The following is a 12225-nucleotide window of genomic DNA, read 5'->3' as shown; positions in this document are numbered from 1 at the left end:
TCCAGGCTGGCTCAGCAGGGGGTGCGCCCGGCAGGGTCACGGGTCGTGAATCCGGGATGACAGATGTCATGCCGTACGTGTGACGGCGGCGGCCTGCGGAGCGGCATACGCCACCGCCCCCGGCCGGAAGTCCGGACGGGGGCGGTGGGGCGGACGGACGACGGCGTCAGCCGTTGCCGCCGAGGTCGATCGTGACGGTCCGCTCGGCCGGCGTCTTGCCGAGCAGCGCGCCCCGCATGGCGAACGCCACGTCGTCCGGGCCGACCTGGTGCTTCGTACCGTCGCCCTTGGTGACCATGATGCCGTCGAAGACCCCTCCGCAGAGCTCCTCGATGGCCTTCTTGTCGTAGTGGTCGACGAGTTTGCCGTCGACCGGAACCATCGAGAGGATCTTCGGCAGCGATTTGGCCGGGCCGAACGGGATCTGCTTCGAGCCCGCCTTGATGACGATCAGCCCGGACATCGCGGGCTCCGCGAACTCCTTCATCGCCCGGTCCAGTTCGGCCTGGCTGATGGTGGGCTCGCGGGTGGTGACGGGCAGCTGGACGGTGTTGGCCCTGCCCGTCTCGACCTGGGCGCGGTACGCGTCGCGGACCGAGACCATCGACTGGTTGACGTCGAGCGCCTTGCCGGTCCTGCCCGGGACGGCGACAGCCTTGCCCGGCAGGAACTTGATCGTGCCGTCGCCGGACGTTCCGGAGGCGCCCGCCAGGTCCTTCAGCGCGACACCGAGCTTCTCCTCGTCGACCGGGATCACCGGGTCGACGGTGCGCTCGTTGCCGAAGAGGGAGCCGATGACGGAGACGGGGTTGTAGTCGCTGCCCGCCGCGGCGCGCACGGTCGCCTGGCTGTCCAGGGAGAGCCCGGCCCTGTCGGGGCTGAGCTGCGTCTTCTTGCCGTCCACGGTCAGCTGGAGCGGGGCCTTGGACCGCTTGCCGAGGGCCGCGTCCAGCTTCTCGACGGCGTCGTCCCGGGTACCGCCGCCGATGTCGACGCCCAGGACGGTGGTGCCCTTGGGCACGTCGGAGTGGTTCATCAGCAAGCCGGCGCCGTAGGCGAGCCCGAGCAGGCAGACAGCGGCCACACCGAGCATGACCAGCTTGGAGCGGCCCTTCTTCGCCGGGGCGCTCGCCGCCGCGGACTGCGGGGTGGTGCGGGCGGCGGGCTTGGGCGCCTGAGCGGCGAACCCGCCCGGGCCGGCCGGTCCGGTGCCCATCGGGCCGTCCGGCGTGCGCGGTCCGGAATCGGTGCCGGGGAACGGCGACGGTCCACCCGAGCGGTGCTCCGGGGGCACGACGGGGATGCCGCTGGTCAGCGTGTCCCCCGAGACGTTGCCCCCCGGGCCGGAGGGGCCCGGCCCGAACTGCGGGGTGAGCACGGCGGTGTCGTCCGACATGCGCGGCGGCACCCCGCCGGCACTCCCGGGACCCGAGGGTCCGCCGGGTCCGGGACCGAAGGGCGCCCGGCCGTCGAGGTCCGGGGTGAGCGCCGAGCTGCCGGTGGCCGGTCCCGTCGTGGGGCCGGAGGGACCCGGCGTGCGGACACCGAGGTTCGGCGTGGAGCGGGGCCCGCCGGGGCCGTCGCCGCCGAAACCGTCGGGCCCGGGCGCGCCCCGGTCGTCGGCGCGCTGAGGCCCGTCGAAGAAGCCCTGGTCGTCGCCGCGCCGCGGTCCGTCGGAGAAGTCCGGGTCGTCGGCGCGCTGCGAACCGTCGGAGAAGTAGGGCAGATCGGCCCGGGGAACACCGGCGGGCGGGGTCGCCGGGCCGGAGCCCGGTCCGTCCGGCCGGCTGCCGGGGCCACCGGCCGTGAAGCCGGAGCCGTTCGTGTCGGCGGGGCCCTCGCCCCTGAGCCCGGCGCCGTGCGGGCCGTCCGGGCCGCCGGCCCGGAAGCCGGCCCCGTCCGTGCCGCCGGGGCCACCGGCCGCGAAGCCGGAGCCATGCGTGCCGCCGGGGCCACTCGCCGCGAACCCGGCGCCGTTCGTGCCGCCCGGACCGCCGGCCCGGAAGCCCGCTCCGTCCGTGCCGTCGCCCGACGGGGCGTCCGACGAAGGGCTCGTGCCCGCCGGGGCCGCGGCCGGGGGCTTGCGCGGCGCGAACCAGTCGCTGCCGCTCTTCTCCCTGGCCGGCTTCTCGGCAGCGGGCTCCGCCGCGGCCGCGGTCTCCCGGGACTCGGGTCCCGGCGCGGTGGCGTCCGCCCGCGCGCCGTCGGCCGCGGAGGCGGCCGGGCGCGGGACGGAGCCGGTGCGCTCGCCGCCGGCGTCGACGTCGCTCATGGGCGTACGCATGACCACCGGCGGGATGGGGCGCGAGCCCGGAATGTTGATCCGGATACGCGTCGTCAGCGTCGTCTCGGTCCTCGGCTCGTCGGGCTGAGGCGGATCCGCAGGCTCCGGGGACTCCTCCGGGGCGTCCTGCGAAGGATGCAGCGACGGATACTGGCGGGATCCGTACGGCGGCGTACCCGAGGGGTACGCGGCTCCCCCGCGGCCCTGGGGCCCGGAGGACGAACTGTCAGTTTCACGACTCAAAGCAGGTTCTCCCGATTGGCTCCGCCGCCCGTACTTCCCCCGCGCCGCAGGCCAGGGGACGGCTCGACACGCGAACCACTTTACTGGCCGCGACCGACACACACCCCGCGACCGGGGGAAACGGCTGCGCACCCCCCGGACGGACAGGGGGCATTACGGGATCGGACGTGGCACATTACTTGCCAGGTCGGCCGCTGTCGGCCCCCAGTTGGGCCGCCCGCGACATGGTGGCACAGATCACAGCGATGACCATGCCGCCCAGCAGGAAGAGCGCGAGGCCCAGTTCGTCCCCGAAGACGTAGTCCCCCTCGGGTCTCCCGCCCAGCAGAACAATGACCGAAATCAGCCACCCGGCCGCGGGCGCCAGGACCCCGGACTGCGCGCCCATGAGGACCCGCCCGCCGAGGAAGAGGCCTGCGGACGCGAGCAGGGCCAGCAGCAATCCGCCGGGGAACCAGGCGGATTGGACGAGCGTTCCGGCGATGCCGACGAGCGCGCCGAGGACCGCCAGACCCAGCAGCGAGGCGATCCGGCGGGGGTTGAGGGGCGCGGCCGGGCCGGTGGCCGGAATGTCCCTCGGAGGTGCGTTGGTCCGCGCGGCCCGCGGCCTGTCCCCGCTCACCGGTCCGCCTCCGTGACGCCCGCGACACCCGTATCGCCCGCGACGCCCGCGAACAGGTCGTGTTCCCGGGTTCCCCCGGTGGCGCCGGGCGCGCCGCTCACCAACTGGTAGTACTCGGTGGTGAGGACGGGCTGGCCCAAGTTGTTCGACAGGGCGAAGAAGGAGCCGTCGAGCGCGATCTGGGTGGCGTGGGCCCGCATCGCCGCGGCCTTCGCCTCGCCGTGTCCGGCGCCGTCGATCTCGGTGGTGATCAGGGACTCGTCCACCACACCCGGCACGTCGTCGATCGCGGCGATGCCCGGGAACGCGTCGGGGGCGGTCGCCCGCAGCCGGGCGAAGCCCTCCTCGACGACCGGACGCGGCACCCGGTTCCAGTAGACCTTGGCGATCGTGTGCGCGGGGCCGGAGCCGGGGCGGTACGCGGGGTCGGCCGCCAGTTCGACGGCGCGGGTCGCGACCCGGTGCGCCTGGATGTGGTCGGGGTGCCCGTAGCCCCCGTCGGGGTCGTACGTCACCAGGACCTGGGGGCGCACCTCGCGGATCACCTCCACGAGGTGTCCGGCGGCCTCGTCGAGGTCGGCGGACCAGAAGGCCCCGGGGCGCCGGTTCTGCTCGGTGCCCATCATTCCGGAGTCGCGGTACCTGCCCGGGCCGCCGAGGAGGCGGTGGTCGGTGACCCCCAGCTCCTTCATGGCGGCCGCGAGTTCGCCCAGTCGCCACGGACCCAGGGAATCGTCCCGGTCCGAGGCGAGATGAGCGAGTTCGGGCGGAATGATCTCACCCTCCTCGCCGAGGGTGCAGGTCACCAGCGTGACCAGGGCGCCGTCGGCCGCGTACCTGGCCATGGTGGCGCCGTTGTTGATCGACTCGTCGTCGGGGTGCGCGTGCACCAGGAGCAGACGCCGGGCGGGGAAGTCCGTCATGGGACCACCCTACGAGCCGCCGGCGCCTGAGACCGACGGCGGCCACACCCCCGGCCCCCTCCGGGGCGACGGCCGCGGGCGTCAGAACTTGATGCCCCCGATCATGCCGGCCACGTTCGTGGTCAGCTCGGAGATGGTGGGCGCCATGGACGAGCTGGCGAGATAGAAACCGAGCAGCATGCAGACGACCGCGTGTCCGCCCTTCAGTCCGGATTTCCGGATCAGCAGGAAGACGACGATCGCCAGCAGCACCACCGCCGAAATCGAGAGCGCCACGGCGGTTCACCTCCATCTGTACGGTCGGGACGGGCAGCACGCATGGAGCCAGCAGGTTCATACCCACCGAGCGCTACGGATCATAACTATCCGTGGCAATGCATTGATCGGGGCACGGCAGCACGAGGGGCGCACGGGCGGTGGGGCCGGCCGATAGGTTCGGCATATGACTTCGTCAGAGATCACCTTTCCGCTGCAGTTGGCCCGGACCATGCGCTTCACCCTCGGTGCACCGCGCGCGTTCACGGTTTCACCCGACGGTGAACGGGTCGTGTTCGTGCGCTCCGGGTCGGGCACCGACCGTTCCGGCCGGCTCTGGGTGCTGGACCTGAGCGACGGCGCGGCCCCGCGGGAACGGGTCGTGGCCGATCCGGCGCTGCTGCTGGGGGGTTCGGCGGAAAGGCTCTCGCCCCAGGAGCGGGCCCGCCGCGAGCGGAGCCGCGAGGGGTCGTCGGGGATCGTGGGCTACGCGGTGGACGCGGCGGCCGAGTTGGCGGCGTTCGCTCTCTCCGGGAAGGTGTACGTCGCCGAGCTGCGGGCCGGAACGACGCGCGCCCTGCCCGTGCCGGGCCCGGCGATCGACCCGCGCCCCTCCCCCGACGGGCGGCACATCGCCTATGTGTCCAGGGGTGCGCTGCGCGTCGTGGGCGCCGGCGGCGAGGAGGACCGAGCGCTCGCGGAGCCGGAGGACGCGGATGTCTCGTACGGCCTCGCGGAGTTCATCGCGGCCGAGGAGATGCAGCGCTCGCGCGGCTTCTGGTGGTCTCCGGACTCGGAGCGGCTGCTGGTGGCCCGCGTCGACGACAGCCCCGTGCGGCGGTGGTGGATCGCCGATCCCGCGCATCCGGACCGCAAGCCCGCCGAGGTCGCCTACCCGGCGGCCGGGACGCCCAACGCCGACGTGCGGCTCTTCGTCGTAGGACTGGCCGGGGAACGTACCGAAGTGGTCTGGGACCGGACCCGGTTCCCGTATCTGGCGCGGGTGCACTGGTCGTCGGACGGGGCGCCGCTGCTGCTGGTGCAGGCCCGCGACCAGCAGGGTCAGCTCTACCTGGCCGTGGACCCGGAGACCGGGGCGACCCGGACGGTGCACGCGGACGAGGACCCGGTGTGGCTGGAGCTGTTCCCCGGGGTGCCCGCGTGGGCGCCGGACGGACGGCTGGTGCGGATCGCGGACGAGGGCGGGGCCCGGGTGCTCGCGGTCGGCGACCGGCCGCTGACCGGGGCGCAGTTGCAGATCCAGACCGTGCTGGACATCGGGGAGTCCGACCTGCTCGTCACGGCGACGGCCGGCGAGCGGGCCGCCGAGCCGGAGATCGGCGAGAGCCATGTGTACCGGGTCAACGAGCTGGGCGTCGAGCGGGTGTCGGAGGGCGCGGGCGTCCACACGGCGGTCCGGTCGGGCGGGGTGACCGTCATGGTGTCCACCGCGCTGGACACGCCCGGAGCGACGGTCCGGGTGTTCCGGGACGGCAAGCAGATCGCCACCGTCGCCAGTCACGCGGAGCAGCCGGTCCTGTCCGCCCGGCCGCAGCTCACCGAAGGGGGCGCACGGCGGATTCCGTGCGCCGTGATGCTCCCCACCGGATACAAGGAATCGGATGGTCCGCTTCCCGTCCTGATGGATCCGTACGGCGGACCGCACGGCCGCCGGGTCCTCGCCGCCCACAATCCCCACCTCACCTCGCAGTGGTTCGCGGACCAGGGATTCGCCGTGATCGTCGCGGACGGCCGCGGCACCCCCGGCCGCTCGCCCGGCTGGGAGAAGGCGGTCAAGCACGATCTCGCCCTCACCCTCGACGACCAGGTCGAGGCGTTGCACGCGCTCGCGGAGCGGTTCCCGCTGGACCTGGGCCGGGTGGGCATCCGGGGCTGGTCGTTCGGCGGCTTCCTGGCCGGCATGGCGGTCCTGCGCCGGCCCGACGTCTTCCACGCGGCGGTCGTGGGCGCCCCCGTGACCGACCAGCGGCTGTACGACACCCACTACACGGAGCGCTACCTCGGCGACCCGGCCAAGCAGCCCGAGGTCTACGCGGCCAACTCGCTGCTCACCGACGAGGGGCTCTCGCACGCCGCCGAGCAGGTCCGGCCGATGATGATCATCCACGGGCTCGCGGACGACAACGTGGTGGTGGCGCACACCCTGCGGCTGTCGTCAGCGCTGCTCGCGGCGGGCCGCCCGCACGAGGTGCTGCCCCTGAGCGGGGTGACGCACATGACCCCGCAGGAGAAGGTGGCCGAGAACCTCCTGCTGCTCCAGGTGGACTTCCTGAAGCGGTCACTCGGCATGTAGGGCCTTTCGTTTGGATCACGCCGGCCTCGCGGGGTCCGGCCTGACCCAAACGAAAGACCCTAGGGCTACCAGCCCGGCGGCGGCTGCGAGGGTGGCGGGGGCGGCCCGAACCCGCCGCCGCCCTGCGGGTATCCGTACCCCGGGGCCGGCGGCTGCTGCCCCGGGCCGTACGGCCCGGAGGGGTAGGGGTGGGCGCCCACCGGCCCGGATGCCTGCGACCCGTACGGCCCCTGCCCGGGGCCGTACGGGTCGGGGACGTCGGGAAGGCCCCTCGGAGCCAGCGCGATCAGCACCACCAGCGCGGCGAACCCCTCGAAGAGCCAGCTCAGAACCGTGAGTTGAGTCTCGGTCGAGAGCGAGCCGAAGTGGTCGAGCAGGTCGTAGTGCACGGTCCGGACCAGGCCCAGCACCCCGCCCGGCAGCAGCAGCGCGGCGGCCGTCAGCCCGAACGGCCGCGCGTACACGGCGTGGAAGAGGGCGCTCACCCCCGCGACCAGACAGAGCAGCGCCAGCGCCGCGGTGGCCCACCCGGGCGGCGGGTCGATCACCCCGTGCGGGACCCGGTCGTCACCGCCCACGTACCACGCGGGATAGATCTCGGGGTACCGCGCCATCTGGCGGATCTCCCAGGCGATCAGCACCGCTCCGGCCGCACCCAGCATCAGGAACGCGGCCACGGAGGCCCCCGGCCCCGGCCGGGTGGGCAGCCGCTCGTAGGAGCCGGCCGGCGGACGGCGGCCCGCCCCGGCGGTGATGAGCAGCGCGATACCCGCGGCGAGGGCGACGAACGCGCAGATCAGCGCCCGTGAGCGCAGATCGTCGGAGAACAGCGTCTCCATCCGGCGGCTGCCGATGTTCCAGAGCCCCGGCAGCCGGACGGCGAGGGTGATCACTCCGGTGGCGACGAGGGCGGTCGTGGCGACCGAGGAGCGCAGCGCGGCGACGGTGGCGACGGCGTACACCAGCAGCAGGGCGACATCCAGGGGCGAGGTCGCGGGAATCGCCTCGGGGCGCGCGTCGGGGAAACCGGCCCAGTGGCGCCACAGCTCGTCGGCGTCCACGGCCCTGATGTCCCGTACGAGCCAGCTCGCGAGGATCAGGGCGAGCACCGCGCAGAGAGCGGCGCCGGTCACTCTTGCTCCACGGGTGAGTATCACCTCAGCGATACTCCACCGCGCCCGTCCTCCCGACAAGAGGGCCGTCGGCGCGGCCCGCCCGGGCGACCGGCCGGAGGGACATGACGTCCTTCCGGCCGGTCCACGGCACCCGCACGGCCGTACGCGGTCCATGCTGACGGGTCCGTATATCGGACGTGAGACGCCCGAGTTGCCCTCGCGTTAACGGACCGCCGGCTCAGCTGACCCGGCTGCTGCCGGAGGGCGGCGGCGGGTCGTCGCCCGCACCCGGCAACGCCTCCGGCCGCGCACCGGACTGCGGCGGCTTCCGCGCCTCCCGGTCCACCGTCTCCACCTCCGGGCCGGCCCCGGCGCCGCCCCCGCCGCCCTCGCCCACCTGCTCCAGCGTCCCCTCCGGGGGCACCACCCGCTTCTCCTCCGCGAAGTGACAGGCCGAATCGTGCCTGGCCGGGGTCTCCGTGAGCCGGAAGGAGGCGGGGACCGCCAGCAGCGGCACCTCCAGCTCGCACCGCTCCTGCGCCTTCCAGCAGCGCGTGCGGAAGCGGCAGCCGGAGGGCGGGTGGGCGGGCGAGGGCACGTCGCCGTGCAGGATGATCCGCTCGCGGTACTCGCGCGCCATCGGGTCCGGCACCGGCACGGCGGACAGCAGCGCCTGCGTGTACGGGTGCGTGGGGTGGTCGTAGATCTCCTCGTCCGTGCCGATCTCGATGAACCGGCCGAGGTACATCACGCCGACGCGGTCGGAGATGTGCCGGACGATGGAGAGGTCGTGCGCGATGAACACGTAGCTGAGGTTGAACTCCGCCTGGAGCCGGTCCAGCAGGTTGACGACCTGCGCCTGGACGGAGACGTCGAGGGCCGAGACGGGTTCGTCGGCGACGATGATCTCCGGGTTGAGCGCGAGGCCGCGGGCGATGCCGATGCGCTGGCGCTGACCGCCGGAGAACTGGTGCGGATAGCGGTTGATGTACTCCGGGTTGAGGCCCACGACGTCCAGCAGGTCCTGGACCTTGCGCCGCCGGTCGCCCTTCGGAGCCACCTCGGGGTGGATCTCGTACGGCTCCCCGATGATGTCGCCGACCGTCATGCGGGGGTTCAGCGAGGTGTACGGGTCCTGGAACACCATCTGGATGTTGCGGCGCACGGCCTTCAGCGCACGGCCGGACAGCTGGGTGACGTCCTCGCCCTTGTACCGGATCACACCGGCCGTCGGCCGCTCCAGGTGCACCAGCATCCGTGCGACGGTCGACTTCCCGCAGCCGGACTCCCCCACGATGCCGAGGGTCTCGCCGGCCGCCAGGTCGAAGGAGACCCCGTCGACCGCCTTCACGGCGCCGATCTGCTTCTTGATCAGGATGCCCTGGGTGAGCGGGTAGTGCTTGACGAGGTCGCGCACCTCCAGGATCGGTTCGTTTCCCGCGTACGCGCTCCCCTGCCGTGACTTGGACAGGAGCGCCCGGGCCACCTCGCCCTCTTCGCGCGCTTCCTTGCGCCCCGCGTGGTCAGCGTTCATCGAGCGTCTCCTTCCAGAAGTGGCAGGCGCTCTGTCGGTGCTCGGCCACGTCGTAGAGCGGCGGCACGTCGGTGCGGCAGACGTCCTGGGCCTTCGGGCAGCGCGGGTTGAAGGCGCAGCCGGGCGGGATGTGCAACAGGTTGGGCGGCAGGCCCCTGATCGCGTAGAGCTCCTGGCCCTTCTGGTCCAGGCGCGGGATGGAGCGGAGCAGGCCCTTGGTGTACGGGTGCGCGGGCGCCCTGTAGATGTCGTGGACGGGCGAGGTCTCGACGATGCGGCCGGCGTACATCACGGCGATCTTGTCGGCGACGTCGGCGACCACGCCCAGGTCGTGGGTGATCAGGATCAGACCCATGTTGAGCTCGCGCTGGAGCTCGGCGAGCAGGTCCATCACCTGGGCCTGGACGGTGACGTCGAGGGCGGTGGTGGGTTCGTCCGCGATGATCAGCGAGGGTTCCAGGGCCAGCGCCATCGCGATCATGATGCGCTGGCGCATGCCGCCGGAGAACTGGTGCGGGTAGTTGCCGACCCGCTCCTTCGCGGCCGGGATGCGGACCCGGTCCATCAGCTCGACGGCTTTGGCCTTCGCGTCCTTGCGGGAGAGCCCGCGGTGCACGACGAACATCTCGCCGAGCTGCTCCCCCACGGTCAGCACGGGGTTGAGCGAGGAGAGCGCGTCCTGGAAGATCATGGCCATCTCCTGGCCGCGGATCTTCCGGCGCTCCTCCTTCTTGAGTTTCAGGAGGTCGCGGTCCTTGAAGAGGATCTCGCCACTGCTGATCTTGCCGGGCGGCATGTCGAGGATGCCCATGATCGCCTGCGCGGTGACCGACTTGCCGGAGCCGGACTCGCCGAGCACCGCGAGCGTCTCGCCCTCGGCCACCGAGTAGTTGACCCCGTTGACGGCCTTGGCGACCCCGTCCCGGGTGTGGAACTCCACGTGCAGATCGCGCACTTCGAGCAACATGGCAGCGGACTCCTCAGCGCAGCTTGGGATCGAGGGCGTCGCGCACCGCGTCGCCGAGCATGATGAACGCGAGCACGGTGACCGCCAGCGCGCCGGCGGGCCAGAGGAGCATGTGCGGGGCGTTGCGGATGTACTGGGAGGCGGCCGAGATGTCGATGCCCCAGGAGACGGCCGGCGGCTTCAGTCCGACGCCGAGGAACGACAGGGTCGCCTCCAGGGAGATGTACGTGCCCAGCGCGATCGTCGCGACGACGATGACCGGTGCGACGGCGTTCGGTGCGATGTGGCGCAGCATCATCCGCCCGTTGGAGGCGCCGAGCGCGCGGGCCGCCTGCACGTAGTCGTTGTGTTTGGCGGTGATCACGGAGCCGCGGGCGATGCGGGCGATCTGCGGCCAGCCCAGCAGCACGATGAAGCCGATGACCGGCCAGACGGTGGAGCTGGTCACCACGGAGAGGAAGACCAGGCCGCCCAGGACGACGGGGATGCCGAAGAAGACGTCGGTGAGGCGGGAGAGGATCGCGTCCCACCAGCCGCCGAAGAAGCCGGCCAGTCCGCCGAGGACGCTGCCGATCAGGGAGACGCCGATGGTGGAGCAGATGCCGACGGTCACGGAGTTGCGGGCGCCGTACACGACCCGGGTGTAGACGTCGCAGCCCTGGCCGTCGTACCCGAAGGGGTGGCCGGGCTGGGAGCCTTCCTGCGCCTTGTCCAGGTCGCAGTCGAGCGGGTCTCCGGAGGCGATGAGCTGCGGCCAGATCGAGATGATCACCAGGAACAGGATGATCAGCGCGGAGACGATGAAGACGGGGTTGCGGCGCAGGTCTCGCCAGGCGTCGGACCACAGGCTCTGGGGTTTGGTGTCGGGGCCGGTCCCCCGGGGGCCGCCGGGAGTCTTTTCGAGGGTGTCGCCCTCGTCGAGTGCGAGGTCCATCGTTCCGCCGGCTCCGGCGGACGAGATGGCCTCGTCCGGTGTCTGCTCAGGCATAGCGGATCCTCGGGTCGAGTACGGCGTACAGCAGGTCGACGATCAGGTTCGCCGCCAGGAAGACCAGGACCAGGACGGTGACGAACCCGACGACGGTCTGGGAGTTCTGGCGCAGAATGCCCTGGTAGAGCTGGTAGCCGACGCCGTGGATGTTGAAGATCCGCTCGGTGACGATCGCCCCGCCCATCAGGGCGCCCACGTCCGTACCGATGAAGGTGACGACGGGGATCAGCGAGTTGCGCAGCAGGTGGCGGACGATGACGCGCCGCCTGGGGAGGCCCTTGGCGACCGCGGTGCGCACGTAGTCGGCGCGGGCGTTCTCGGCGATCGAGGTACGGGTGAGCCGGGTGACGTAGGCCAGCGAGACGGATGCGACCACGAGTCCGGGGATGAGCAGCTCGTTGAGCGGGGCCTCGCTGGACACCGAGGGCTTGATGACGCCCCACTCCACACCGAGCAGGAGCTGCAGGAGCAGACCGGTGACGAAGGTCGGGATGGAGATGACGACCAGGGTCAGGATCAGCACGGAGGTGTCGATGGGGCGGCCGCGGCGCAGACCGGTGACGACTCCGAGGCTGATGCCGATGACGATCTCGAAGACGATCGCGATGAGGGTGAGGCGGATGGTGATGGGGAAGGCCGTCGCCATCAGTTCGGTGACCTTCTGCCCGTTGAACGCGGTGCCGAAGTCGCCGGTGAAGACATTGCCCATGTACGTGAGGTATTGCTGCCAGACCGGCTTGTCGAGGCCGAATTCGGTGCGGAGCTGGGCGGCGGTCGCCGGGTCGCACTGGCGGTCGCCGCAGAGACCCGCGATGGGGTCACCCATCACGTTCACCATGAGGAAGATCAACAGCGTGGTGCCGAAGAAGACCGGGATCATCTGCAGCAGCCGCCGGATCACATAACGTCCCATGAAGGGCTCCGGGGGTCGCGGGTGGCTGAGGTGTCGTCGGGGGCCGGGGACGGGGAAGCCGGGT

The 12225-nt window shown here is 72.0% G+C and carries 10 protein-coding genes; 1 reads left to right on the top strand and 9 read right to left on the bottom strand.

Translation table 11 applies throughout. From position 1 onward, the window contains the following. Positions 1–166 precede the first annotated feature (166 nt). The 4 genes from E6R60_RS34840 to E6R60_RS34820 all read right to left on the bottom strand — a co-directional run bounded on the left by E6R60_RS34840 (position 167) and on the right by E6R60_RS34820 (position 4348). Entirely contained in the window at positions 167–2272 is a 2106-nt protein-coding gene (locus tag E6R60_RS34840) for a hypothetical protein (protein WP_136330732.1), read from the bottom strand. A gap of 430 nt (positions 2273–2702) precedes the next feature. Further along, the gene (locus E6R60_RS34830) at positions 2703–3149 is read right to left on the bottom strand and encodes a DUF6113 family protein (protein WP_136330731.1); all 447 of its coding nucleotides are present in this window, start codon (positions 3147–3149) and stop codon (positions 2703–2705) included. Next, positions 3146–4072, bottom strand: a complete 927-nt coding sequence (gene mshB, locus E6R60_RS34825; RefSeq protein ID WP_136330730.1) for an N-acetyl-1-D-myo-inositol-2-amino-2-deoxy-alpha-D-glucopyranoside deacetylase — start codon at positions 4070–4072, stop codon at positions 3146–3148. The genes E6R60_RS34830 and mshB overlap by 4 nt, the downstream gene beginning before the upstream one ends. Positions 4073–4153: 81 nt before the next feature. Next, complete coding sequence (locus E6R60_RS34820) at positions 4154–4348, bottom strand: hypothetical protein (RefSeq protein WP_136330729.1); 195 nt, start codon at positions 4346–4348, stop codon at positions 4154–4156. 166 nt (positions 4349–4514) lie between these two features. Between E6R60_RS34820 and E6R60_RS34815 the strand changes: the two genes are divergently transcribed. Further along, positions 4515–6641 carry a prolyl oligopeptidase family serine peptidase gene (locus E6R60_RS34815; RefSeq protein WP_136330728.1) on the top strand — a complete coding sequence of 709 codons (2127 nt, stop codon included), beginning with the start codon at positions 4515–4517 and terminating at the stop codon, positions 6639–6641. Positions 6642–6706: 65 nt separating this feature from the next. On the opposite strand, the gene E6R60_RS34810 is transcribed toward E6R60_RS34815, so the two are convergent. The 5 genes from E6R60_RS34810 to E6R60_RS34790 all read right to left on the bottom strand — a co-directional run bounded on the left by E6R60_RS34810 (position 6707) and on the right by E6R60_RS34790 (position 12161). Then, on the bottom strand, positions 6707–7774 hold the full coding sequence (locus E6R60_RS34810; protein WP_240802803.1) for a hypothetical protein: 1068 nt from the start codon (positions 7772–7774) through the stop codon (positions 6707–6709). Between the two features lie 220 nt (positions 7775–7994). Beyond that, positions 7995–9290, bottom strand: a complete 1296-nt coding sequence (locus E6R60_RS34805; protein ID WP_136330727.1) for a dipeptide ABC transporter ATP-binding protein — start codon at positions 9288–9290, stop codon at positions 7995–7997. Further along, complete coding sequence (locus E6R60_RS34800) at positions 9280–10257, bottom strand: ABC transporter ATP-binding protein (RefSeq protein ID WP_136330726.1); 978 nt, start codon at positions 10255–10257, stop codon at positions 9280–9282. The genes E6R60_RS34805 and E6R60_RS34800 overlap by 11 nt, the downstream gene beginning before the upstream one ends. A gap of 13 nt (positions 10258–10270) precedes the next feature. After that, positions 10271–11245 carry an ABC transporter permease gene (locus E6R60_RS34795; protein ID WP_136330725.1) on the bottom strand — a complete coding sequence of 325 codons (975 nt, stop codon included), beginning with the start codon at positions 11243–11245 and terminating at the stop codon, positions 10271–10273. Then, complete coding sequence (locus tag E6R60_RS34790) at positions 11238–12161, bottom strand: ABC transporter permease (protein WP_136330724.1); 924 nt, start codon at positions 12159–12161, stop codon at positions 11238–11240. Before E6R60_RS34790 ends, E6R60_RS34795 begins: the two co-directional genes overlap by 8 nt. Positions 12162–12225: the final 64 nt, after the last annotated feature.

Origin of the sequence: Streptomyces sp. A0642 (assembly GCF_004795105.1) — a bacterium.
Classification (GTDB): Bacteria; Actinomycetota; Actinomycetes; order Streptomycetales; family Streptomycetaceae; genus Streptomyces.
The sequence above is the reverse complement of the archived record's forward strand: the minus strand, read 5'-3'. Positions and strand labels throughout refer to the sequence as shown.